At 70.6% G+C, this 23,995-nt stretch carries 21 protein-coding genes; 12 read left to right on the plus strand and 9 right to left on the minus strand.

Annotation, left to right across the window (positions count from 1 at the left end):
- Nucleotides 1-50: 50 nt before the first annotated feature.
- Both QRX50_RS22180 and QRX50_RS22185 read right to left on the minus strand, forming a co-directional pair.
- On the minus strand, nucleotides 51-941 hold the full coding sequence (locus QRX50_RS22180) for an alpha/beta hydrolase (RefSeq protein WP_285973827.1): 891 nt from the start codon (nucleotides 939-941) through the stop codon (nucleotides 51-53).
- Complete coding sequence (locus QRX50_RS22185) at nucleotides 938-1,120, minus strand: hypothetical protein (RefSeq protein WP_285973828.1); 183 nt, start codon at nucleotides 1,118-1,120, stop codon at nucleotides 938-940. Before QRX50_RS22185 ends, QRX50_RS22180 begins: the two co-directional genes overlap by 4 nt.
- 316 nt (nucleotides 1,121-1,436) lie before the next feature.
- Here QRX50_RS22185 and QRX50_RS22190 point away from each other — a divergent pair, with 316 nt between their 5' ends.
- On the plus strand, nucleotides 1,437-2,795 hold the full coding sequence (locus QRX50_RS22190; RefSeq protein ID WP_285973829.1) for a carotenoid oxygenase family protein: 1,359 nt from the start codon (nucleotides 1,437-1,439) through the stop codon (nucleotides 2,793-2,795).
- Between the two features lie 10 nt (nucleotides 2,796-2,805).
- Here QRX50_RS22190 and fdhD read toward each other — a convergent pair whose 3' ends face one another.
- Nucleotides 2,806-3,630 (minus strand): formate dehydrogenase accessory sulfurtransferase FdhD, encoded by an 825-nt coding sequence (gene fdhD, locus QRX50_RS22195; protein WP_285973830.1) that lies wholly within the window; start codon nucleotides 3,628-3,630, stop codon nucleotides 2,806-2,808.
- A gap of 122 nt (nucleotides 3,631-3,752) precedes the next feature.
- Here fdhD and QRX50_RS22200 point away from each other — a divergent pair, with 122 nt between their 5' ends.
- The 4 genes from QRX50_RS22200 (at nucleotide 3,753) to QRX50_RS22215 (ending at nucleotide 7,129) form a co-directional block, all read left to right on the plus strand.
- Nucleotides 3,753-5,105 (plus strand): L-lactate MFS transporter, encoded by a 1,353-nt coding sequence (locus QRX50_RS22200; RefSeq protein ID WP_285973831.1) that lies wholly within the window; start codon nucleotides 3,753-3,755, stop codon nucleotides 5,103-5,105.
- Nucleotides 5,105-5,242, plus strand: a complete 138-nt coding sequence (locus QRX50_RS22205; RefSeq protein WP_285973832.1) for an MFS transporter small subunit — start codon at nucleotides 5,105-5,107, stop codon at nucleotides 5,240-5,242. The genes QRX50_RS22200 and QRX50_RS22205 overlap by 1 nt, the downstream gene beginning before the upstream one ends.
- Before the next feature lie 94 nt (nucleotides 5,243-5,336).
- Nucleotides 5,337-5,867, plus strand: a complete 531-nt coding sequence (locus tag QRX50_RS22210) for an ArsR/SmtB family transcription factor (protein ID WP_285973833.1) — start codon at nucleotides 5,337-5,339, stop codon at nucleotides 5,865-5,867.
- Complete coding sequence (locus QRX50_RS22215) at nucleotides 5,864-7,129, plus strand: MFS transporter (RefSeq protein WP_285973834.1); 1,266 nt, start codon at nucleotides 5,864-5,866, stop codon at nucleotides 7,127-7,129. The genes QRX50_RS22210 and QRX50_RS22215 overlap by 4 nt, the downstream gene beginning before the upstream one ends.
- On the opposite strand, the gene QRX50_RS22220 is transcribed toward QRX50_RS22215, so the two are convergent.
- Nucleotides 7,126-7,788, minus strand: coding sequence for a GntR family transcriptional regulator (locus QRX50_RS22220; RefSeq protein ID WP_285973835.1), 663 nt, complete (start codon nucleotides 7,786-7,788; stop codon nucleotides 7,126-7,128). The genes QRX50_RS22215 and QRX50_RS22220 overlap by 4 nt on opposite strands.
- 69 nt (nucleotides 7,789-7,857) lie before the next feature.
- On the opposite strand from QRX50_RS22220, the gene QRX50_RS22225 reads away from it, so the two are divergent.
- The 4 genes from QRX50_RS22225 to QRX50_RS22240 all read left to right on the plus strand — a co-directional run bounded on the left by QRX50_RS22225 (nucleotide 7,858) and on the right by QRX50_RS22240 (nucleotide 11,010).
- Nucleotides 7,858-8,274 (plus strand): VOC family protein, encoded by a 417-nt coding sequence (locus tag QRX50_RS22225; RefSeq protein WP_285973836.1) that lies wholly within the window; start codon nucleotides 7,858-7,860, stop codon nucleotides 8,272-8,274.
- Complete coding sequence (locus tag QRX50_RS22230) at nucleotides 8,271-9,014, plus strand: SDR family NAD(P)-dependent oxidoreductase (RefSeq protein WP_285973837.1); 744 nt, start codon at nucleotides 8,271-8,273, stop codon at nucleotides 9,012-9,014. Before QRX50_RS22225 ends, QRX50_RS22230 begins: the two co-directional genes overlap by 4 nt.
- Nucleotides 9,015-9,069: 55 nt before the next feature.
- Nucleotides 9,070-10,488, plus strand: a complete 1,419-nt coding sequence (locus QRX50_RS22235; RefSeq protein WP_285973838.1) for an LCP family protein — start codon at nucleotides 9,070-9,072, stop codon at nucleotides 10,486-10,488.
- A 123-nt stretch (nucleotides 10,489-10,611) separates the two neighbouring features.
- Nucleotides 10,612-11,010, plus strand: a complete 399-nt coding sequence (locus QRX50_RS22240) for a VanZ family protein (protein ID WP_285973839.1) — start codon at nucleotides 10,612-10,614, stop codon at nucleotides 11,008-11,010.
- A 13-nt stretch (nucleotides 11,011-11,023) separates the two neighbouring features.
- Here QRX50_RS22240 and QRX50_RS22245 read toward each other — a convergent pair whose 3' ends face one another.
- The 3 genes from QRX50_RS22245 to QRX50_RS22255 form a co-directional block, all read right to left on the minus strand.
- On the minus strand, nucleotides 11,024-13,336 hold the full coding sequence (locus tag QRX50_RS22245; RefSeq protein WP_285973840.1) for an FdhF/YdeP family oxidoreductase: 2,313 nt from the start codon (nucleotides 13,334-13,336) through the stop codon (nucleotides 11,024-11,026).
- A 64-nt stretch (nucleotides 13,337-13,400) separates the two neighbouring features.
- Nucleotides 13,401-14,735, minus strand: coding sequence for an MFS transporter (locus QRX50_RS22250; protein WP_285974527.1), 1,335 nt, complete (start codon nucleotides 14,733-14,735; stop codon nucleotides 13,401-13,403).
- A gap of 172 nt (nucleotides 14,736-14,907) precedes the next feature.
- The gene (locus QRX50_RS22255; RefSeq protein ID WP_285973841.1) at nucleotides 14,908-15,345 is read right to left on the minus strand and encodes a MarR family winged helix-turn-helix transcriptional regulator; all 438 of its coding nucleotides are present in this window, start codon (nucleotides 15,343-15,345) and stop codon (nucleotides 14,908-14,910) included.
- 550 nt (nucleotides 15,346-15,895) lie between these two features.
- Here QRX50_RS22255 and QRX50_RS22260 point away from each other — a divergent pair.
- Nucleotides 15,896-19,132, plus strand: a complete 3,237-nt coding sequence (locus QRX50_RS22260; RefSeq protein WP_285973842.1) for a bifunctional cytochrome P450/NADPH--P450 reductase — start codon at nucleotides 15,896-15,898, stop codon at nucleotides 19,130-19,132.
- Nucleotides 19,133-19,147: 15 nt separating this feature from the next.
- Here QRX50_RS22260 and QRX50_RS22265 read toward each other — a convergent pair whose 3' ends face one another.
- Complete coding sequence (locus tag QRX50_RS22265; RefSeq protein WP_285973843.1) at nucleotides 19,148-19,456, minus strand: hypothetical protein; 309 nt, start codon at nucleotides 19,454-19,456, stop codon at nucleotides 19,148-19,150.
- Nucleotides 19,457-19,516: 60 nt separating this feature from the next.
- Here QRX50_RS22265 and QRX50_RS22270 point away from each other — a divergent pair, with 60 nt between their 5' ends.
- Nucleotides 19,517-22,150 carry a valine--tRNA ligase gene (locus QRX50_RS22270; protein ID WP_285973844.1) on the plus strand — a complete coding sequence of 878 codons (2,634 nt, stop codon included), beginning with the start codon at nucleotides 19,517-19,519 and terminating at the stop codon, nucleotides 22,148-22,150.
- Nucleotides 22,151-22,204: 54 nt separating this feature from the next.
- Here QRX50_RS22270 and QRX50_RS22275 read toward each other — a convergent pair whose 3' ends face one another.
- The gene (locus QRX50_RS22275) at nucleotides 22,205-23,077 is read right to left on the minus strand and encodes a LysR family transcriptional regulator (RefSeq protein WP_285973845.1); all 873 of its coding nucleotides are present in this window, start codon (nucleotides 23,075-23,077) and stop codon (nucleotides 22,205-22,207) included.
- Nucleotides 23,078-23,186: 109 nt separating this feature from the next.
- On the opposite strand from QRX50_RS22275, the gene QRX50_RS22280 reads away from it, so the two are divergent.
- Entirely contained in the window at nucleotides 23,187-23,972 is a 786-nt protein-coding gene (locus tag QRX50_RS22280) for an alpha/beta fold hydrolase (protein ID WP_285973846.1), read from the plus strand.
- Nucleotides 23,973-23,995: the final 23 nt, after the last annotated feature.

Here is a 23,995-nt window from a genome sequence, read left to right on the forward strand (position 1 = left end):
TCGTGATCAGGACGGCGTGGCCTGAGCTGGTGCCGAGCGCGATCGCGACCTCACACCGCGCGGGGTACGTGCTTCCCGACGAAGCTCACCAGGCTCGGCACGACCGAGTGGAAGAACGTGTCGCTGTGGATGCCCTTCGCCGTGTAGCCGACGGCAGGGTGGGTGGCGGCGATGTAGCGGCGGACGCCGGTGATGAAGGAGTCCTCCGTGCCGCACCAGAGAGCCGTGGGGATGCCGCGCAGGGCGGCGAGGTGGCGCAGCGGGTCGAGGGACGTCCAGTCCGTCTGGCCGGTGAAGATGTGGCGCTTGGCCATCTCGGGCCAGTTCGTGATCAGCGCCGGCGAGATGGCCGCGACGGCCTCCGGAGGCTGGCGACGCTCGGCGCGGCGGCGGCCGTAGACCATGGCGCCGAAGCCGCCCATCGAGACGCCGGCGCAGGCGAAAGGCAGGCCGTGCGCGCCGCCGAGGCCGCGGGCCGCGAGCCAGCGCGGGACTTCCTCCAGCAGCATCGCCATGGGGTCGTCGCCGGGGCGGACCTCGTGCCAGTAGTTGTCGCCGCCGTCGACGGCGACGTAGCCGTGCGCGGGCACGGCCTTGCGTGCGACGTCCGTGGAGAGCTGCTTGAGCAGGCCGCTGGGGGCGGCGTTGCGGGCGTTGCCGTGGAGGCCGTGGAGCATGAGCGACATCGGCAGGTCGGGCGGCGGTTTCTTGCTGGGCAGGAAGAGCACGAGGTCGACGTCGCGGCCCCGCGCGGTGGAGTGCACGCGCTCGACCCGCAGCGAGCCGACCTGGGTGACCGGTGAGGCGGTGGTGACGCCGAGGACCTGCAATGCCTGGCCGAGGGGCGTCAGCCCGGCGGCGGTCGCGGCGGCCACCCCGGCGACGCCCAGGCCGGCCGCCCCGGCGGCGAGCGCTGTGCGGCGGCTGACGCGGCCGTTCACGCCGCACCACCGGCGACGGAGCGGCCTGCGGCGATCGTGCTGCGGCCGACTCGCGGGACCGCTGCCTCGTCGGCGCCGAGCCGCGCGGCGCTGTCGGCCGGCACCGTTGCGCCACTGATCCGTTCGTCCAACCCGGACCCGATCCCGGCGGTACCCGCGGTGCCGGCGGTGGGTTTCACGCCGTCACCGCGAAGGTGGAGCCACCTGAGGAGCCCCGCAGCGAGCACCGCCCGGCGGTTGTTCCGGAAGCGAGCCCGACGACCCCTCCGTCCACGTCTGCCTCCGTCCCAGACCCCCGCAGGAAACTCCCATTCACCTGGACGCAGCTCACCATCCGCGCGTTGCCCGGCGCCACCGATCATCGTGCAGAGTCGGCGCCCGCGGCGCCAGTTCTGAAAACCGGTCTGAAACCCGGGCCTCCTGAAAACCAGAGCCTTGCCAGCGTTCCATAACTCTGTTATCAATGAATAACACTGTTATGAAAGGACCGCACTCATGACCAACCAGTTCCTCGAAGGCAACTTCGCCCCCGTCACCCACGAGCACACCGCCACGCGCCTCGAGGTCACCGGGCACTTGCCCGAGTACCTCGACGGCCGCTATTTGCGCAACGGGCCCAACCCGCTCGCACAGCAAGACCCCGAGAGCTACCACTGGTTCCTCGGCGACGGCATGGTCCACGGCGTCCGCGTGCGGGACGGGCGGGCCGAGTGGTACCGCAACCGCTGGATCCGCACGCCGCACGTCGCGGGGTTGCTCGGGGAGGGGCCTGAGGCGCCCAACATGGGCATCGGGGCCAACACGAACGTCATCGGGCACGCCGGGCGCACGCTGGCGCTCATCGAGGGCGGCCTGCCGGCGTACGAGCTCACCGAGGAGCTCGACACTGTCGGCGCGTGCGACTTCGACGGGACGCTGGCCGGCGGCTACACGGCCCACCCGAAGCGCGACCCGGGCACGGGCGAGCTGCACGCCGTGTCGTACACCTTCGGCCGTGGCGGCACCGTGCAGTATTCCGTGATCGGCGCCGACGGCCGCGTCCGCCGCGTGGTCGACGTCGAGGTGACCGGCGCGCCGATGATGCACGACTTCTCACTCACCGAGCACTTCGTCGTGTTTTACGACCTGCCCGTCACCTTCCACCCACATCGGACTCCGGCGCACGTCGACGTGCCCGACCCGATCACCGCGCACCTCGACGGTGGCGGCAGCTCCATGCCCTACCGGTGGAACCCGGACTATCCTGCCCGAGTCGGCGTGCTGCCGCGTGAGGGCGACGCCGCCGACGTGCGCTGGTTCGACGTCGACCCTTGTTACGTGTTCCACACACTCAACGCCTACGACGACGGCGAGCATGTGGTGCTCGAGGTCGTTCGCCATGCCAGGGTGTTCGACGCGCAGCCCGGTTCCGTCAAGAGCGCGCCGACCCTCGATCGGTGGACCATCGACCTCGCGGCCGGCAAGGTGCTCGAAGAACGGGTCGACGACCACGGCCAGGAATTTCCGCGAGTTGACGAGCGGGTCGTCGGCCACGCGCACCAGTACGGCTACACGGTGTCCATGGGGCAGTTCTCGAACTTCACCGGTGAGCTCTACAAGCACAGCTTCCGCTCGGGTACGGCTCAGCGGCACTCGTTCGGGCCCGGCCGCGTGCCCGGCGAATTCGTGTTCGTTCCGTCCCGTGTGGACGCCGCCGAGGACGAAGGCGTGCTCATGGGTTTCGTCTTCGACGCCGCCACCCAGCGCAGCGACCTGACGTTGCTCGACGCGGGAACGCTCGAGCCCGTCGCCGCCGTGCACCTGCCCGATCGGGTGCCCCACGGCTTCCACGGCAACTGGGTGCCGATCGGCTAGCCCGAACGGCCTACGTCAGCACCCGCTGATCGCCCGTGTAGAGGTTCATGCTGTCGCCACGCAGGAAACCGATGAGCGTCATGCCGTTCTCCTCCGCCAGCTCAACGGCCAAAGAGGACGGAGCGGACACGGCGGCCAGCAGGCCGATCCCGGCCATCGCCGCCTTCTGCACCAGCTCGAACGAGGCACGGCCGGAGACCAGCAGCCCGCAGCCGGGCGCGGGGATCCGGCCGGCCTGCAGGGCCCACCCGAGCACCTTGTCGACGGCGTTGTGCCGCCCGACGTCCTCGCGCACGACCTCGAGCTCACCGTCCGGAGTGAACAGCGCGGCCGCGTGCAGCCCGCCGGTGGACTTGAACACCTTCTGCTGTTCCCGCAACGTGTCCGGGAGCTTCACGAGCACGTCGGTCTTCACCTCGAACGGCGAGTCCGCAGGGGAGAAGCGGCTCTTCAGCTTCACGGCGTCGAGCGCGGCCTTGCCGCAGACGCCGCACGAGGACGTGGTGTAGAAGTTGCGCTCCACGCCCACGTCCGGAGGTGCCACGCCGGGCGCGAGTGTCACGTCGAGCACGTTGTAGGTGTTGCGCCCCTGGTCGTCGACGCCGTCGCAGTAGCGCGCGGCCGCGATGTCCTCACGGGACCCGAGCACGCCCTCCGACAACAGGAAGCCGTGGGCCAGCTCGACATCGTGACCGGGAGTGCGCATCGTCACTGCGAGTGCTTTGCCGCCGACGCGGATCTCCAACGGCTCCTCGGCCGCCAGCGAGTCGGGGCGACGACGTTCACCGGTCGAGGAAATCCTCCGCACCGGCCGCCGCACGGTCACCCTGCCCATCTGTCCACCTTTCAACGGCCTTTGAAGACGTGCGCAGACGATCTACGACACCCAGCCGATGCAACGTCGGGGAACAAGTAATACATTCCCAGCATCACCTCACAGTTCGGAGGAGTCTGACGATGGCCCTCGGCTTCCTGGCCCGCTCTCGTATCGTCGCACCGCCTGGCTGGACCCGTTGGCTGGTCCCTCCGGCAGCGCTTTCGATACATCTCTCGATCGGTCAAGCTTACGCGTGGAGCGTGTTCAAAACCCCGCTCGAGAAGACCATGCACCTCTCGGGCACGGAGTCCGGGCTGCCTTTCCAGCTGGGCATCGTGATGCTCGGCCTCTCGGCCGCGTTCGGCGGCACGCTCGTGGAGAAGAACGGCCCGCGCTGGGCCATGTTCGTGGCGACGATCTGCTTCGGCGCCGGCTTCCTCGTGGCGGCGCTCGGTGTCGCGACCGGGCAGTTCTGGCTCGTGGTCGTGGGCTACGGCGGGATCGGCGGCATCGGGCTCGGGATCGGCTACATCTCACCCGTGTCGACGCTGATCAAGTGGTTCCCCGACCGGCCCGGCATGGCCACGGGCATCGCGATCATGGGCTTCGGCGGCGGCGCGCTCATCGCCTCGCCGTGGTCCTCGGCGATGCTCGGCACCTCGCCCGCCGCGAGCGACATCGCGGTGGCGTTCCTGATCCACGGCATCGTTTACGCGGTGTTCATGACGATGGGCGTGCTGCTCGTGCGCGTGCCGGCCGACGGGTGGAAGCCCGCGGGCTGGGAGCCGAAGGTCCTGGAGACCAAGAAGCTCATCTCCACGCACAACGTCTCGGCCGCCAACGCGCTCAAGACACCGCAGTTCTGGTGCCTGTGGATCGTGCTGTGCCTCAACGTGACCGCGGGCATCGGCATCCTGGAGAAGGCCGCGCCGATGATCACGGACTTCTTCAAGGGCACCTCGGCGCCGGTCGGCACGGCCGCCGCCGCCGGTTTCGTCGCGATGCTCTCGCTCACCAACATGCTCGGCCGCTTCGTGTGGTCGTCCGTTTCGGACCTGGTGGGGCGCAAGAACATCTACCGCTTCTACCTCGGCCTCGGCGCGGTGCTGTACCTGATCATCGCGCTGACCACGAACTCGTCCAAGCTGCTGTTCGTGCTCTGCGCCATGCTGATCCTGTCCTTCTACGGCGGTGGCTTCTCGACGCTGCCGGCGTATCTGAAGGACCTGTTCGGCAACTACCAGGTCGGCGCGATCCACGGCCGGCTGCTCACCGCGTGGTCGGTCGCCGGTGTGCTCGGGCCACTGATCGTCGACGGCATCGCCGACAGCGAGAAGTCCGCGGGCAAGAGTGGTCCGGACCTCTACGCGACGTCGTTCTACATCATGATCGGCCTGCTCGTGGTCGGCTTCATCGCCAACGAGTTCGTGCGACCGGTCAAGGCGAAGTTCCACGAGCCCGTGGCGAGCACCCAGGTGGGGAGTGAGGCGTGATGAGTACACCGGAGGTCGAAGGGCGCTCGACCGGGCGCACCGTGCTGCTCGTGGTCGCGTGGCTGTGGGTGCTGGTGCCGTTCGTGTACGGCGTTTACGAGCTGATCCTCAAGGTCATCGACCTGTTCGGCGGCTGATCGGACGCGTGCTTTCGCTTCAGTGAGAACCCCTGGATCTTTCCGGGGGTTTTTCACTGGACAAATGGTCAAGAGTCGTTGACCATTGATCCTCGTGACTGGGGACGACTACGTTCCGCCCTCCGGCAGCGTCGAGGTGCGGACCACTGAACAACTGCGTGCCGTGAACAATCTGGTGCGCCACCGCGTGCTCGCGGTGCTGCGCGACGGGCCCGCGACGATCACGCAGATCGCCGCGCGCCTGGACCTGGCGAAGGGAAGTTCGAGTTATCACGTACGGGTGCTGGAGCGAGCCGGGCTGATCCACGTGGTGCGGACGCGCAAGGTGCGTGGCGTCATCGAGCGGTACTACGGGATGGTCGCGAAGACCGTGGTACTGCCGGATCCGGCGCCCGGGCAACGCGACGTCCTGCTGCAGCACGCGATCGACGACCTGGCCACCGCGCCGGAGGGGGCGCGGTACGTGCGCATGTCGCACCTGCGTCTCGGGGAGTCACGCTACGCGGAGTTCGAGCGCCGGCTGGGCGAGCTGCTGGACGAGATGCAGGCGGCGCGCGAACCGGACGAGCCCGCGGCGACGATCGCGGTGGCGTTCTTCCGACCCGGTGAAGGGGCGGCGCGATGACCGGGATGGTTCGGGTGTTCCGGCGCTCGGCTGCGGCGCCGAAGATGCCGCCCGCCTTCGCGCGGTTGTGGACGGCGGCGACGGTGTCGGCGTTGGGGGACGGGGCGTATGCGGCGGCGTTGCCGTTGTTCGCCGTGGCGTTGAGCAAGGATCCCGTCGTGATCAGCCTGGTGTCGGTGGCGATGGTGTTGCCGCACCTGGTGGTGGGGCTGGTGGCGGGCGCGCTGGTGGACCGGTGGGACCGGCGGCGGACGATGTGGGTCGCCGATCTGTGGCAAGCGGCGTTGCTGGCCCTTGCGGTCGTGGCGGGGGCGGTCGGGGCGCTGGGGATCCCGGAGTTGCTCGTGCTGGCGTTCCTGCTGGGTGTAGGGGAGCTGTTCTTCGACGTGGCCTCGCAGGCCTACCTGCCGGACCTGCTCGGGCGCGACCAGACGTTGCTGCGCCGCGCCAACGGGCGGCTGCGGGGTGCGTCGACGGCGGCCGGGCAGTTCGCGGGGCCGCCGGTGGGCAGCTTCCTGTTCGCGCTCGCGCGGACAGTGCCGTTCCTGGCGGACGCCGTGTCGTTCGTGGCGAGTGCGCTGCTGATCCGGACGTTGCCCTCGACACCGGTGCCCGAGCGCGTCGAGGGCCGCAGCGTGTGGGCGGACGCGCGGGAAGGATTCCGATACGTCGTCCGGGATCGGCTGCTGCTCGGCCTGGCGTTGCGGCCGGCGGTCGGCAACCTGGCGTTCGGCGCGGTGGGCGCGGTGCTGGTGCTGTTCGCGCAGGACACGCTGGGCCTGTCCGCGGTCGGCTACGGCTTCCTGCTCGCCGCCGACGCCGTCGGCGGGTTGCTGGGCGCCATGGTTGTGGCGGGACCGCTCGAGAAACTCCTCGGGACGGGCACGGCGCTCACCCTGACGGCCGTGGTGGAGGGCGCGTCGATCCTCGTCTTCGGGCTCGCGGACAACCCGTGGCTCGCCGGCGCCATGTTCGCGCTCTGCGGCTGCGGCATGGCCACCACCATGGTGCTCGGCTGGTCACTGCGCCAGGCGATCGTCCCGGGCCGGCTCATGGGCCGGGTCGCCGCGGCTTCCCGCCTGGTCTCCCTGTCGGCCGGCCCACTGGGCGCGCTGCTGGGCGGCTGGCTCGCCTCGGCGGCGGGCCTGCGGACCCCGTACTTCGCCGCCGCGGCGGTCCTGCTGACGATGACCGTGGTGACGATGAGCATGACCAGCAACGCCAAGGTGAAAGCCGCGCTGGCGTCCGCAGTGGACGGTTAGAGCTCCGCCAGCAGGCGGCTCCGCGCGGAGTCCACGTGGTCGGCGGCGACGCGGTCCAGTTCGGCCGCGTCGCCGTCGCGGATCAGGGCCGCCAGTTCGCGGTGTTCGGCGACGACGTGGGAGCGGTACTGCGAACCCCCCAGCGACACGCGCTGCAGCTGGAACAGGAACACCTGCGAACGCACCGCCTCCCACGCCTCCGTGAGGCGACGGTTGCCCGCGGCGGCGTAGACGCGGTCGTGGAAAGCGATGTCCAGCGCCAGCAATCGGGGGCCGTCCGCGCCGGAGCCGACGGCGGAGGACAGCGCCGAAACGAGGTCGTCCAAGGCGGCCAGATCGTCTACAGTGGACCGCGCCCGAGCGGTGCGAGCGGCCAGTCGGTCGAGCGCGGCCCGCACGGAGTACACCTCCTCGACGTCCACCGCGGTCACCTCGACGACCGTGGTCGGGCGATGCCAGCCGCCGCGGACGAGGCCCTCGCGGGTGAGCAGGGCGAGACCCTCGCGGACCGAGCCGCGGCTGACCTCCAGCGACGCGGCGAGCTCGACCTCACGCAGGGGCGCGCCGGGTGGGAAGTGGCCGGCGAAGATCGCGTCGCGCACGCGGTCGGCCGCTTCTTCGGCGAGGCCGCGCCGGGCGGCCTTCTGAAGGGGCTCCATCGGTCAATGTTGACATTCGGACATGGGCACATCAAGGTGAGGGAGCCACCGCGAGCCGAAGGAGAGCCCATGCGCCCCGCGTTCCACCTCGCCATCCCGGTCGACGACCTCGCCCGCGCCCGCGCGTTCTACGGCGGGGTGCTCGGGTTGGCGGAGGGCCGTTCTTCGGACGCGTGGGTGGACTGGGACTTCCGCGGCCACCAGGTGGTCACGCACGTGGTGCCCGGCGCGAAAGCCGAGGCCGGTCGCAACCCCGTGGACGGCCACGACGTGCCCGTGCCCCACTTCGGCCTCGTCCTCGACGTCGACTCCTTCCACGAGCTCGCCGGCCGTCTGCGCGGCGCGGGCACGGAGTTCGTGATCGAGCCGTACCAGCGGTTCGCGGGCGAGCCGGGGGAGCAGTGGACGATGTTCCTGCACGACCCGGCCGGCAACGCCCTGGAGTTCAAGGCGTTCCGCGACGAAGCGCAGCTGTTCGCGAAGTGAACGTCCTCGTCACCGGCGGCTCCCGCGGCATCGGCCGCGCGATCGCCCACGCCTTCGCCGCCCGGGGTGACCGGGTGGCCGTCCACTATGGATCCAACGCCGCGGCGGCCGAGGAGACGCTGGCCGCGCTCCCGGGCGACGGCCACGCGCTGGTCGGCGGCGATCTCGGTGATCCCGAAGCGGCACAACGGATCGCGGACGCGGCCGAGGAGCTGCTCGGCGGCGTCGACGTGCTCGTGAACAACGCGGCCGTCGGCACGACACCCGAGACCTCCACGCCCGTCGCGACCATCGGCTACGCGCACTGGCAGGAAGTCTGGCGCCGCACGCTGGACGTCAACCTGATGGGCGCCGCCAACATCTCCTTCCACGTCGCCCGCCACCTCATCGCGCGGAAAGCGCCGGGGCGGATCGTGAACGTCGGCTCGCGCGGCGCGTTCCGCGGCGAACCCGAGCACCCCGCGTACGGTGCGAGCAAGGCCGCGCTGCACGCGCTCGGCCAGTCACTCGCGATCGAGCTGGCGCCGCACGGGATCTCCGTGACGTCGGTGGCGCCCGGGTTCACCGCGACCGAACGCGTCGCGCACCGGATCACCGACGCCGTGCGGGAGCAGAGCCCGTTCGGCCGGGTGGCGGAGCCGGAGGAGATCGCCAACGCGGTGGTCTACCTGGCGTCGGCCGAGGCGACCTGGGCCTCGGGCGCGATCCTCGACCTGAACGGCGCTTCCTACCTGCGCTGAGCTGTGAACTGGGTCACGCGTGCAGCAGACGGCAGCGGGAAAGCGTCGGTAGGGCGTGCGGATCGCAGGGAAGATCGTCGTCTCGGCGCTGGCGCTGGTGGTGTTCGCCGGCACGGCCTACGGGTATTCGACGCTGAGCTCACTCGACGACGTCACGCGCAGCAGCGTGATCGACGCCGGCAAGCAGCCCCGACCCGGTGAACAGCCGACCGACGGGTCGCTCGACATCCTTCTCGTCGGCCGCGACTCACGGACCGACGAGAAGGGCAACCCGCTCCCGGCGGACGTCCTGCGTGAACTGCGGGCGGGGCCCAACGGCGACGACCTCACCGACACCCTGATCGTGCTGCGGATCCCGAACGGCACGCAGACGGTCAAGGCGTTCTCGATCCCGCGCGACTCGTACGTGACCCTGCCGGGCGGCGAGAAGGGCAAGATCAACGCGGCGTTCGGGCGCGCCAAGCTCGCGGAGGCCGCGAAGCTGCGCGCCGCGGGCGAGACCGACAAGGACAAGATCGAGCAGGAGTCGCTCACGGCCGGGCGGCGCGCCACGCGGCAGGTGGTCGAGGACCTCACGGGCGTGACGATCGACCACTTCGCCGAGGTGAACCTGCTGAGCTTCTACGACATCAGCAATGCCGTCGGCGGCGTCGAGGTGTGCCTGAAGCAGGCATCGTCCGACCGCGACTCCGGCGCGAACTTCCCGGCCGGGCCGCAGAAGATCTCCGGTGCCGCCGCGCTCGCTTTCGTGCGCGAGCGCAAGCCGCTGCCCCGCGGCGACATCGACCGCGTGGTCCGGCAGCAGGTGTTCCTCGCTTCGCTGGCGCACCAGGTGCTCTCGGCGGGCACGCTCTCCAACCCGGGCAAGGTCAGCGATCTCATCGACGCGGTGAAGAAGTCCGTGGTCCTCGACGACTCCTGGAACCTGCTCGACTTCGTCGGCCAGATGCGCGGGATCTCCGGCGGTGGCATCCAGTTCTCGACGGTCCCGATCGTGGACCCCGACTACCGCTACAGCAAAAGCGACCCGCGCACGACGGCGGTGCAGGTGGATCCCGCGCAGGTCAAGCAGTTCGCGGCGAGCCTGATCGGCGCGCCCCCGGCTTCCTCGAAACCGCAAGCACCTTCGGGTGTGGTGGTGGACGTGGCCAACGCGGGCGACGCGAGTGGTCTGGCCCAGCGCGTCTCGGACGTCTTGAAGGACAAGGGTTTCGCGCCCGGCACCACCGGCAACGCCGCCGCGCGCCGCACCTCACTGGTCCGGTACGGCGCCGCGCTGGCCACCCAGGGCAAGGCGGTGGCGGAGCTCCTGGGGGGCCTCGCCACCGCCGAGTCCGCCGACGTCCCCGCCGGCCACATCGAGGTGACACTCGGCCAGGTCTACGCCGGGCCGGGCACGTCGTCGGGCGGCGGCGCGGCGGCCGGCGCGGGAGACGCACCCATCACCAGTGCCGGGGAGAACTGCGTGAACTGACGGCGCACTCGCCCCGGCACCGGCTGACCGATCGACGGCGATCGCCGCCCGACCGTCACCGGACCGGACCGGACCGGCGTGCCGGGGCGACGGCCGCGTGGGCGGAGCTGGTTGACTGGACCGATGCGATCCTGGGCCCCTTGGCTGCTCGCCGCCGCCGTTCTGGTGGTGCTCGCCCTCACGCTCCGGCCCGGGCACCTCAGCCCACCGGAGAACGTCAACCTGGTGCCGCTCGCCGGGATCGTCGACGAGGCCCGCAACGCCAACGGCCGCCTCGGGCTGATCAACAACGCCGGCAACATCGCGCTCTTCGTGCCGCTGGGTTTCCTGGCGAGCGTGGTCACGCGCCGGAAAGCCGCCGTGATCGCGGCGCTGGCCGGGCTCTCGGTGGTGATCGAGATCGTGCAGTACTTCGTGGGCCGCAGCGCCGACGTCGACGACGTGCTGCTCAACACTCTCGGCGCGGCCCTCGGCGTGCTGCTGGCCACCGCGGCCCGGTCACGCCGGAAAACCCCCGCGTGACCGGACCGGAGCGTCAGGAGTGTTGGTGCGGCTCCAGCCGGATCACGACGGCCTTGGACACCGGTGTGTTGGACTTCTCCGCGACGGAGTCCAGTGGCACCAGCGCGTTGGCCTCCGGGAAGTAGGCCGCCGCGCAGCCGCGGGCCGTGGGGTAGGACACGGCGCGGAAGCGGGGCGCGCGGCGGTCGCCGTCGCGCCACTCCGAGACCAGGTCCACGATCTCGCCGTCGGCGATGCCGAGCTCGGCCAGGTCGTCCGGGTGGACGAACACCACGCGCCGGCCGTCCTCGATGCCGCGGTAGCGATCGGACAGGCCGTAGATGGTGGTGTTGTACTGGTCGTGGCTGCGCATCGTCTGCAGCAGCACCCGGCCCGCCGGCACCTCGGGGTACTCGAACTCCGACACCGTGAACGTGCCCTTGCCCGTCGCCGTGCCCGTGAACTCGCGGGCGTCGCGCGGTGAGTTGGGGAGCACGAACCCGTCGGGCTCGCGCACGCGGCGGTTGTAGTCCTCGCAGCCCGGCACCACGGCGGCGATGCGGTCGCGGATCAGGTCGTAGTTCTTCTCGAACGAGCGCCACGGCACAGCGTGGTCCGCGCCCAGCACCCGCTCGGCCAGCCGGCACACGATCGCGACCTCGGAGATCAGGTGCTCGGAAGCGGGCTTCACGCGGCCGCGGGAAGCGTGCACCTGTGACATCGAGTCCTCGACGGTCACAAACTGCGGCCCCGACTCCTGCACGTCACGCTCGGTGCGCCCGAGCGTGGGCAGGATCAGCGCCGTGGTGCCGTGGACGACGTGCGAACGGTTGAGCTTCGTCGACACGTGCACGGTGAGCGAGCACGAGCTCAGCGCCTTCGCCGTGACGTCGGAGTCGGGCGTCGCGGAGGCGAAGTTGCCGCCCATCGCGAAGAAGACCTTGCCGCGGCCGTCGCGCATCGCGCGGATCGAGTCGACGGTGTCCCAGCCGTGCTCGCGCGGCACGGTGATGCCGAACTCGCGGTCGAGCGCGTCCATGAACGACTCGGGCATCTTCTCCCAGACGCCCATCGTGCGGTCGCCTTGCACGTTCGAGTGGCCGCGCACCGGGCACAGGCCGGCGCCCGGCTTGCCGATCATGCCGCGCGCCAGCGCGAGGTTCGCGATCTCGGCGATCGTGGGTACCGCGTGCTTGTGCTGCGTGAGGCCCATGGCCCAGCAGTAGATCGTGCGCTCGGACGTGGCGATCATCCGCGCGACGCGCTCGATCTGCTCGCGCGGCAGGCCCGTGGCCTTCTCCGTCTCGGGCCAGTCGATCTCGAGCAGGTTCTTCGCCCAGTCCTCGTACCCGTAAGTCGAGGACTTCACGAACTCCTGGTCGACGATCGTGCCCGGCGCCTCTTCGTCCCACTGCAGCAGCAGGTGGCCCACGGCCTGGAACAGCGCGAGGTCGCCACCGAGGCGGATCTGCGCGAACTCGTCGGCGAGCGGGGTGCCCTCGCCGACGACGCCGCGCACGTTCTGCGGGTTCTTGAACCGCATCAGCCCGGCCTCGGGCAGCGGGTTCACGGCCAAGACCTTGGCGCCGTTGCCCTTCGCCGTCTCCAGCGCCGAGAGCATGCGCGGGTGGTTGGTGCCCGGGTTCTGGCCCACGACGACGATCAGGTCGGCGTGGTGGATGTCGGCGAGCGTCACCGATCCCTTGCCGATGCCGGTGCTGGCGGCCAGCGCCGCGCCCGACGACTCGTGGCACATGTTCGAGCAGTCCGGCAGGTTGTTGGTGCCGTAGGAGCGCACGAGAAGCTGGTAGAGGAACGCGGCCTCGTTGCTGGTGCGGCCCGAGGTGTAGAACACCGCCTCGTCCGGGCTCGCCAGCCCGTTGAGCTCGCCGGCGACGAGGTCGAACGCGGCGTCCCACGAGATCGGCTCGTAGTGCGTGGCGCCCTCGCGCAGCACGAACGGCTCGGTGACCCGGCCCTGCTGGCCCAGCCAGTAGTCCGTCTTGTCCCGCAGGTCGGCGATCGCGTGGGTGGCGAAGAACTCGCGGTCCACGCGGCGGCGCGTGGCTTCTTCCGCGACGGCCTTCGCGCCGTTCTCGCAGAATTCCGCGAGCTTGCGCTTCTCGCCGTCGACCTCGCGCGGCTCGGGCCACGCGCAGCCCGGGCAGTCGAAGCCCGCGCGCTGGTTGAGCAGGCGCAGCGCGAGCGCGGTGCGGGTGACACCCATCTGCTCCACGCCCCGCCGGAGCGACACCGCGACGCCGGGAATGCCGGCCGCGTAGCTCTTCGGCTTGCCCACCTTCAGGTCGGCCTCGTCCACGTCCTTCTTCGGCGCATCACGGTGCATCCGTCCATCGTCCGCCTCGATGATCGACAGTCCAACACCGGGTAGCGCATTTCACGTCGACAATTCAGGCCTGACGAGCTCGTTCGCGGCGTTCGGCCAGCTTCAGCCCGCGGTCGGCGCCCGTCACGACCAGCAGCAACGCGCTGATCACCACGAGCACGGTGCCGAGGTGGTGCAGCCCGGCCGAGTCGGCGTGCACGCCGTAGCACTGGGCGATCACGGTCGAGGCCACGATCGCGCCGAGGTACTGGGCCGTGCGGAACAGGCCGCTCGCGGTGCCCATGGTCTCGGCGGGCGACTCGCGGTAGAGCGTGGTCTGGTTCGCGACGCTCGTGAGGCCCTGGGCCAGCCCGAACACCGCGACCAGGGCCAGCAGCCCGACCAGCCACGTCGTGTCGCCGACGAACAGCAGCGCGACCGAACCGATCAGCAGCGCCACGGCGACCACCACCAGCCGCGCGCGGATCCCCGTCGTGCGGCCCGAGAACGCCGCCGCGCACACGGCCACGACCGACATCGGCAGCAGCAGCGCCCCCGCGATCGCGTCGCTGAAGCCGCGGCCTTCTTCGAGCCACTGCACGTAGCCGAACATGATCGCGTAGATCACCATGAAGCTCAGGGCCTGGCGAAGGTAGGTGCGCAGGATCGGGGTGTTGGCCACGAGCATCCGCAGGTCGATGAACGGGACCCGCGTGTGCAGCTCCACCCACACGAACGCCGCGCCGACGGCGACGGCCGCCGCGAGCAGCCACAGGTCGCCGATGCCCGGCGCCATCAGGTAGCACAGCAGCACCAGCAGCGACAGCGAGAACAAGGCGATGCCGAGCACGTCGATCGGCTTCGGCTTCGTGGCTTCGTCACGCACCGGTGTGTCCTTCGGCACCCAGAAGATCGCCAGCAGCAGCGACGCGCCGGCGAGCGGGATGTTCACGGCGAAGATGGCCGGCCAGCCGAAGAGCGTGATCAGCACGCCGCCGAGCGTCGGGCCGATGACCATGATCGTCTGCGACGACAGCGAGAGCAGCGACAGCACGCGCGCGGGCACACCCTGGCCCAGCGCGTCGGCCCGCTTGCGCAGTACGGCCATCGCGGCGGGGAAGCCGGCGCAGGTGCCGATACCGAGCACCGCGCGCACGCCGGTGAGCCACTCGACGGAGATCGGGATCATGCCCGCGATCCCGGCGACGATCACCACGGACGCACCGCCGAGCAGCACGCGCCGGGCGCCGTAGCGGTCCACGAGCAGGCCGACCACGGGCTGGCCGACGGCGGTGGCGAGGTAGAGGGCGGAAATCAGCCAGGCCGTTTTGCCGGGCCCCGCGCCGAAGCTCTGCCCGATCGGCACGAGCGCGACGGCGATGAGGGTGGAGTTGACGGGGTTCAGCACCGCGCTCGCCACCAGCGGGGTGACGAGTTTGGCACCGAACTTGGCCGGTGCCTTCCGAGGCGTTGCGGTGGTGGTCACGGTTCCTTCGTCCTGAAGATGTCGGGGGAATGGTCGGGTGTCCTCCCCGGCGTCCGCGCTGACGTCGGTGTTCGGGTCCCGGCGCCGATGCCGGGCTTGCTGGGGGTCAGTGCTGAGCGACGCGTTGCAGCAGGGGCAGGGCCTGGCGCACCGTCTCCAGCTCTTCGGCGGTCAGCTCGGCCGCGAGGGCGTGGGCGAGCCACTCGTCGCGGTGCTGGCGGATCCCCTGCACGGTCTTCGCGCCGAGCTCGGACACCGACAGCACCGTGCGGCGGCCGTCGGCGGGGTCGCGCGAGCGGGCGAGGTAGCCGAGCGAGTCGAGCGCCGAGAGCGTGGTGGCCATCGACTGCTGCCGCACGTGCTCGGCCGCGGCAAGCTCACCCTGCGTCGCGGGGCCCTCGCGGTAGAGGCGGTTGAGCGCCGCCGACTGCGACGGCGTGAGGCTGTCGGCGTTGTCGACCTGCCGCAGCCGGCGGTGCAGCTGTGCGACGACGCCGCGCAGCCAACCTGCGGATTCGGCGACGGGAGCGGGTACGGTGGCCATATCCACAGTCTAAGCTGTGTAGTCTGTCCTGTGCATCCCGCGAGGGGGCGACGTTGGCCACACCCGGTGACGGAGGTCTCCGCGGTCTCGGCGGGCGCGGGCGGGGAAAGCGGGAGGGCTCGGGACGTAGTGAACGAACGCCACCGGAAGCGGTAACGCCTTTTTCCGATGGGCAACGAGCTGGTTCTGCTCAGTGTTTTTCACGTCGTTTCCAGTGCAATCGTCGCTTGTTGACACCCCTTGATTCGGGCAGGACGATGAGGATCGCGCTGCCGCGGAGACCGGACGCGGACCCGGGTACGCGCAGGTCCTGGCGCACCGGCGCCGGGACTGACCGTGCCGGACAACCGGTACGCGAATTTCCGCGCAGACGGCGGTTCCAGTGCATTGGGATCGCCGGCCCGTGCATTGTGCCGTTCGCGGGCATCGTCTTCCTGTGGCACACGATGGCCACGCGTGAATTCATCGCGAGCCTCCCCGACGCGCAGAACCGGGAAATGCCGCGCGCGCCGCAGGCGGCCTCCGGGCACCTCTTCAAGGAGCGAACGCCATGACCACCAGGACCCCCATCGACGAAGTTCCCGGCCCGCGCGCGCTGCCCATCGTCGGCAACGCCTTCGACATCGACGCCCACAGCCCGTTCGAAAGCATGATGAGCATGGCCCGGGAGTACGGCCCGATCTTCCGGCTGACCACACCCGGCGGCGTGCGGCTGATCGTGTCCGGTGCCTCGCTGGTCGAGGAGATCTGCGACGACGCGCGCTTCGACAAGGTGGTCAGCGGCGGCCTCGCGAACGTGCGGCGTACGGCGACTTCAACCGGCTTGTTCACGGCCGAGACGGACGATCCGCTGTGGCACCGCGCGCACAACATCCTGATGAAGCCCTTCAGCCTGCAGTCCATGCGCGACTATGTGCCGATGATGCTGGACATCGCGGGCCAGCTGGTCGACAAGTGGGAGCGGCTGAACCCGGACGAGGACGTCGACGTGCCGGCCGACATGACCCGGTTGACGCTCGACACCATCGCGCTGTGCGGGTTCGGCTACCGCTTCAACTCCTTCTACCGCGATACCCGGCACCCGTTCGTCGCGGCGATGATCCGCACGCTCACCGAGTCGCAGGCCCGCGCCCGCCGGCTGCCCATCCAGACCCGGCTGCGGATCCACGCGCAGCGGCAGCTGGAGGAGGACCAGGCGTTCATGAACGACCTGGTGGACAAGCTCATCGCGGAACGTCGCGCCGCGGGCGAGGCAGGCAGGAAGGACGACCTGCTCGGCCAGATGATCAACGGGGTCGACAAGCAGAGCGGCGAGCGGCTGCCCGACGAGAACATCCGGGCCCAGTGCATCACCTTCCTGATCGCCGGCCACGAGACCACGAGCGGCCTGCTGTCCTTCGCGATCTACTACCTGCTCAAGAACCCCGACGTGCTGGCCCGCGCCCGCGCCGAGGTCGACGAGGTGTTCGGCACCGGCGCCGAGCCCACCTACGAGCAGATCCACAAGCTGGTCTACCTCCGGCAGGTGCTCAGTGAGGCCCTGCGGCTGTGGCCGACCGCGCCCGGGTTCACGCGCACGCCGTTCGAGGAGACCGTGATCGGCGACCGGTACCTGGTCGAGCACGGCCTCCCGCTGACCGTGCTCACGCCGATGCTGCACCGCGACCGCAGCGTGTGGGGCGACGACGCGGAGGAGTTCGACCCCGACCACATGGCCGCGGAGCGGCTCGCGGCCCTCTCGCCCCACGTCTACAAGCCCTTCGGCACCGGGCAGCGGGCCTGCATCGGCCGGCAGTTCGCCATGCAGGAGGCCGTGCTCGTGCTCGGCATGCTCGTGCAGCGCTTCGACTTCATCGACCACCTGGACTACCAGCTCAAGACGAAGACGACGCTGACCATCAAGCCCGACGAGATGCACATCCAGGTGCGCCCTCGCCCCGGGTTCGTGCTGACCCGGCCCGGCGGCGCCCCCGCGGCACCGGCGAAATCCGCCTCCGCGGCGCCCGCCCCGCGCGTCGCGTTCGCTCCGGACGCGCACAAGACCCCGCTGCTCGTCGCCTACGGCTCGAACCTCGGGACCGCGGAAGGCATCGCGACGCGGCTCGCCCGCGAGGGGACCGAGCGCGGGTACACCGTGACCCTCAGCGCGCTCGACGACCTCACGGACGCGCTGCCTTCCCCGGGCACGGCCATGATCGTCACGTCGTCCTACAACGGCACGCCGCCGGACAACGCCGGCAAGTTCTGCGAGTGGCTGCGCCGGGCCGGCACCGCGAAGGACGCCGCCGCCGGGCTGACCTACACCGTGTTCGGCTGCGGCAACACCGAGTGGGCGGCCACGTACCAAGCGGTGCCGACGCTGATCGACACCGAGCTGGCCGCGCACGGCGCCACCCGGCTGCACTCCCGGGGCGAGGGCAATGCGAACGGCGACTTCGACGCCCAGTACCGCACCTGGCACCACGGGCTCTGGGCCGACGTGGCCGCGAGCGCCGGCCTGCCCGAGAGCGCGGCCGAGCCGGCCACGACCGGCCCCCGGCTGTCGATCAAGCTGGTCAACCGCCAGCTGAACAACCCGGTGATCATGTCCTACCAGGCCCGGCCGGCCCTGGTGCGGGTCAACCGCGAGCTGTACCCGCCCAGCGGCGGGCGGTCCACCAAGCACATCGAGGTGGCGCTGCCCGAGGGCGCCGACTTCCGCGCCGGGGACCACCTCGGAGTGCTGCCGCGCAACCACCTCGATCTGATCCGCCGGGTGATGCTGCGCTTCGAGCTCGACGGGGGAATGTACGCGACGATCATCCCGCACAGCGGAGACCACACCCACCTGCCCGTCGACGAGCCCGCGCCGCTGCTCGGCATCCTCGCCAGCTGCGTCGAGCTGCAGGACGTGGCCACCCGGGCGGGCATCGAGGTGCTCGCCGGCTACACCGAGGACACTGCCCAGCGCGCCGAGCTCGAGTCGCTCGCCGGGGACGACGAGCCGTCCCAAGCCCGCTACCAGGAGCGGGTCTTCACACCCCGCCGGTCGCTGCTGGACCTGCTGGAGGAGTTCCCCGCCTGCGCGGTGCCGTTCGGCGTCTACCTCGACCTGCTGCCCCCGCTGCGGCCGCGCTACTACTCGATCTCGTCTTCGCCGCTGACCGACGCGAAGGTCGCCAGCATCACCACCGGTGTGCTGCGCGCCCCCGTGCGCGGTGGCGGCGGCACCACCTTCTCGGGTGTCTGCTCCAACTACCTGGCGGGCAGCCCCGACGGCAGCACGGTGTTCGTCTTCGTGCGGCGCCCGACCATCGAGTTCCGGCCGCCGGACAACCCGCACATCCCGATGATCATGGTCGGGGCCGGGACCGGGCTCGCACCGTTCCGCGGTTTCCTGCAGGAGCGGGCGGCGATGCGAGCGCAGGGCGTGCCGATCGCCCAGTCGTTGCTGTTCTTCGGCTGCCGCAACTCGGACCAGGACTTCCTCTACGCCGACGAACTGCGCGAATACGACCGCCAAGGGGTCGCCGAGCTGCACGTCGTGTTCTCCCGCGCCCCGGTCGACGGGCGCAAGTACGTCCAGCACGAGATCGCGGCCGCGGGCGACGAGGTGTGGCGGCTGCTGCAGGACGGCGCGGCGGTGTTCGTGTGCGGCAACGCTGCCACGATGGCGCCCGGTGTCCGAGCGGCCTTCACCACGCTGTTCACCGAGAGGACGGGCGCCGGCGAGGCCGATGCGCAGGCGTGGTTCGCCGGGCTTCGCGCGGCGAACCGCTACGTCGAGGACATCTGGGGCGGCGGCTGACGGCCGCCGGGAGGGCTACGACAGGCCGAAGAGCTCCAAGATCGAGGTCTCGTTCACGCCGACGCCCTGGATCTGGTGCACGACGATCGCGCCGGCGATGAGCAGCACGAGGATCGTCAGGGCCAGCACGCCCGGCCAGCGGCTCGGCGCGGAGGTGTGGCCGTAGCCCGCCGAGACGCCGGAGCGGCGTTCGCGCTTGCGGCGCTTCTTCATCTCCTTCTTGGCACCCAGCCAAGCGTCGAGCTCGGCGTGCTTGCGCCAGTTCGGATCGACGAGGTCCGGGTGCGTCTCGATCCGGTCGTCCGGATCTTCCGGTCGTGTCATCCGTGCACCGCCTTTCCCCCTGAGCAAACCCGCCGGAGCGGGTTCGTAGACTTGTCCATTGTGACCGAGAACGCTCCGCAGCAGAAAACCGACCTTCCGGGTGCCTGGGACCCGGCCGCCGAAGAAGCACCCATGTACGACCGCTGGGTAGCGGCCGGGTACTTCACGGCCGACGCTTCGTCGGAGAAGCCGCCGTTCTCGATCGTACTGCCGCCGCCGAACGTCACCGGCAGCCTGCACATGGGCCACGCGCTCAACCACACCCTGATGGACGCGATGAGCCGCCGCCGTCGCATGCAGGGCTACGAGGTGCTGTGGCTGCCGGGCATGGACCACGCGGGCATCGCGACGCAGAACGTGGTCGAGCGCCAGCTCGCCGGCGAAGGCCTTTCGCGCCACGACCTGGGGCGCGAGAAGTTCGTGGACCGCGTCTGGGAGTGGAAGGCCGAGTACGGCGGCAAGATCCTGGGCCAGATGAAGCGTCTCGGCGACGGCGTCGACTGGTCGCGCGAGCGCTTCACGATGGACGAGAACCTGTCGAAGGCCGTGCAGACGGTGTTCAAGAACTTCTTCGACGCCGGGCTCATCTACCGCGCCGAGCGCATCATCAACTGGTGCCCGCGGTGTCAGACGGCGCTGTCGGACATCGAGGTGGACCACAGCGAGGACGACGGCGAGCTCGTGTCGATCCGCTACGGCGAGGGCGACAACGCCATCGTCGTGGCCACGACCCGCGCCGAGACGATGCTGGGCGACACCGCCGTGGCCGTGCACCCGGACGACGAGCGCTACGCCCACCTGGTGGGCACCGAGGTCGAGCTGCCGCTGACCGGCCGCAAGATCCCGATCGTCGCCGACAAGCACGTGGACCCGGAGTTCGGGACCGGTGCCGTGAAGGTGACCCCGGCGCACGACCCGAACGACTTCGAGATCGGCCGCCGGCACGACCTGCCGATGCTCACGATCATGAACGAGCGCGCCGAGATCATCGCGCGGGGCCCGTTCGAGGGGCTCGACCGGTTCGAGGCGCGGCCCGCGATCGTGGCGGCGCTGCGGGAGCAGGGCCGGATCGTGGCGGAGAAGCGGCCGTACGTGCACGCCGTCGGCCACTGCTCGCGCTGCGACACCGTGGTGGAGCCGCGGCTCTCGCTGCAGTGGTGGGTGAAGGTCGAGGAGCTGGCCCGCGCCGCGGGCGACGCGGTGCGCGACGGCCGCACGAAGATCCACCCGGCGGAGCTGGAGAAGCGGTACTTCGACTGGGTCGACAACATGCACGACTGGACGATCTCGCGCCAGCTGTGGTGGGGCCACCGGATCCCGGTCTGGTACGGCCCCGACGACCAGGTCGTGTGCGTGGGCCCGGACGAGCAGCCGCCGTCGGGCGAGGGCTGGACGCAGGACCCGGACGTGCTGGACACGTGGTTCTCGTCGGGCCTGTGGCCGATGTCGACCATGGGCTGGCCGGATCAGACGGACGATCTGGCGAAGTTCTATCCGACCAGCGTGCTGTCCACGGGCTACGACATCCTGTTCTTCTGGGTCGTGCGCATGATGATGTTCGGCGTGCACGAAATGGATGGCGTTCAGCCGTTCGACCACGTCTACCTGCACGGGCTGATCCGCGACGCGCAGGGCAAGAAGATGTCGAAGTCGCGCGGCAACGTGCTCGACCCGCTCGAGTGGATGGACGCCTACGGCGCCGACGCCACGCGCTTCACCCTCGCGCGCGGCGCGAACCCGGGTGCGGACATGGCGCTGGCCGACGAGTGGGCCGCGGGCTCGCGCAACTTCTGCACGAAGCTGTGGAACGCCAGCAAGTTCGCGATGATGAACGGGGCGTCGGTCTCCTCGGCTCTGCCCGCCGCTTCCGAGCTGACCGAGGCCGACCGCTGGATCCTCGGCCGCCTCGGCGCGCTGGTGTCCGAAGTGGACGGCCTGTTCGAGGACTTCCAGTTCGCGAAGGTCGCCGGCGCGCTGTACCAGTTCACCTGGAACGAGCTGTGCGACTGGTACCTGGAGCTCGCGAAGGTCCAGCTGTACCAAAGCGATGAGGCGCGGGTTTCGTCGACGCGTGCCGTGCTCGGCCACGTGCTGGACACGGTGCTGCGCCTGCTGCACCCGTTCATCCCGTTCATCACCGAGAAGCTGTGGACCGCCCTGACCGGCGGTGAGTCGCTCGTGATCGCCTCCTGGCCCACCGCGCCGGCCGGCTACGCCGACGCCGACGCGGACGCCCGGATCGCCGACGTGCAGAAGCTCGTCACCGAGATCCGCCGCTTCCGCGCCGACCAGGGCCTGAAGCCGGGCCAGAAGGTCGCCGCCCGCCTGTCCGGCGCGGGCTTCACCGAGGTCTCCGGCCACGACGACGCCATCCGGTCGCTCGTGCGCCTGACGCCGGCCGCCGCCGAGTTCTCGGCGAGCGCCTCCCTGGAGGTCGCCCTCGCCGGCGGCGTGGCCGTGGTGGAGCTGGACCTGTCCGGCACCATCGACGTCGCCGCCGAGCGCAAGCGCCTGCAGAAGGACCTGGGTGTGGCGCAGAAGGAGCTCGCGCAGACCGAGGGCAAGCTGGGCAACGAGTCCTTCATCGCCAAGGCGCCCGAACAGGTCATCGAGAAGATCAAGACCCGCCGCGCCACCGCCGCGGCGGACATCGAGCGCATCGAGTCGCGGCTGGCGGCGTTGCCGGCTTCGTGAGGTTTGCTCGACGGTGGCGTCCGGTGTTTCTTGCGCCGGGCGCCACTTTTCGTTTCAGCCGAGCTCGCGGCCGGCTTCGATCAGCGCCAGGACTTCCGGCCGCAGCCGCCGATCGGCGGAGGTGGCGAGGTACGTGGGCATGAGCGGCGTCGGGTTGCGGAGCGGGCGGAAGGTGACGCCCGGTACGGGCAGCAGGTTGGCGTGGGCGCGGTAGAACACCGTCCACTGGGGACGGCCCAGGCCGAGCGTGCCGAGGGTGTCCTGGGCGTTCGTGAACTCCTTGCCCAGCACGGGTTCGAAGCCGGCCTCGCGGCAGGACGCGAGCACCAGGCCGTGGAGCGGGCGGTTGCGTTCGGGGGAGCTCAGGCGCAGGGGCAACGGGGCCAAGTCGGCGAAGTCGACGGTGTCCAACGAAGCCAAGGGATGTGTCGCGGGGAGTGCGACGAGGACCTCGTCCGTCCACAAGGGAGCGAGGTCGAGGCCGTCGGCGGGCCAGTCGCCGCGGAGGAAGGCAGCGTCGAGGGCGCCGTCGCGGATCTGCTGGAGGCGGACCGGTGTGGGGGCGTGCACGAGTTCCAGCTGGGCGTCCGGGAGGAGGCGGGTGAACGCGGCGAGGAAGCCGTCGAGACGGTCGCCGAGGCCGTCGCTGGTGCCCAGCCGCACGAGCCGGGCGCGTTCGGCGCGGAAGTCGGCCACGGCGTCGGCCGCGCGGTCGGCGGCGGCGAGCACGGCGCGCGCGTGCGGCAGGAACCGCTCGCCCGCTTCGGTCAAGGACACGGTGCGAGTGGTCCGCTCGAACAGCTCCGTGCCGAGTGCGCGCTCCAGCCGGCGCACCGCCGGCTGCACGATGTGGAGGCGCTTGGCCGCGCGCCCGAAGTGCAGCTCCTCGGCGACGACCACGAAGTACCTCAGCTGACGCAGCTCCATCCCCGGCCCCATTCATCAGCGTTCGTGATGAGTCTACGAGCGGTCCGGTCGTTGGTCGCCGCTCGCCGTCGCGGTTGGCTCGGAGGCGAACGGAAGAAAGGAAGATCCGATGGCATTCGTCGAGGTCCGCGGCACGCGGCTCTACTACGAGGACGAGGGCGCCGGCCCGGCCGTGCTCCTGCTGCACGGCTGGGGCACGAGCGGGCGCGTCTGGCAGTCCCAGCTGCCCGACCTGATCCGCGACCACCGCGTGGTCACGCTCGACTGGCGCGGGTGCGGGCGCTCCGACCGCCCGGCGGCCGGCAACACCATCGCCGGCAACGTGGCCGACCTCGTCGAGGTGATCACCGCGCTCGGGCTGGAGAAGCCCGCCGTGGTGGGTTCGTCGATGGGCGCGGTGTTCGGCACCGAGCTGGCGCTGGTGCGGCCGGACCTCGTCGGCGGTGTCGTCGCCGTGGACGGGCCGGGGTACTGGCCGTCGAAGGGCATGCGCGACAAGGTCCACGAGGTCACCGCGGCGCTGCTGGCCGACCGGCCCGGCCTCGTCGCGAGCTGGGTGGCGAACTGGTACGCGCCCGCCGCGAGCGCGGCGCTCGTCGACTGGACGATCCGCCAGATCGTCGACTCCGCCGGCTACATCGACCCGCTCATCGGCGAGTCTGCGACCTGGGACCCGCGCCCGCGGCTGCCGGAGCTGAGCGTGCCGATCGCGTACGTCCACGGCGAGCTCGACGTCCAGATCCCGGTGGAAGTGGCGCGCACCTGTGCCGCCCTGACCCCCGGCGCGAGCGTGCACGTGGTCGCCGGCTGCGGGCACCTGCCGCACCAGGAGGACCCCGTCGCGTTCACCGCCGTGCTGCGCGACGTGCTCGCGAGCCTGCGCGTGGTGGCGTGACCGTGGTCGGCGTGACCCTGACC

The organism is Amycolatopsis sp. 2-15 (assembly GCF_030285625.1).
Taxonomy (GTDB): Bacteria; Actinomycetota; Actinomycetes; order Mycobacteriales; family Pseudonocardiaceae; genus Amycolatopsis; species Amycolatopsis carbonis.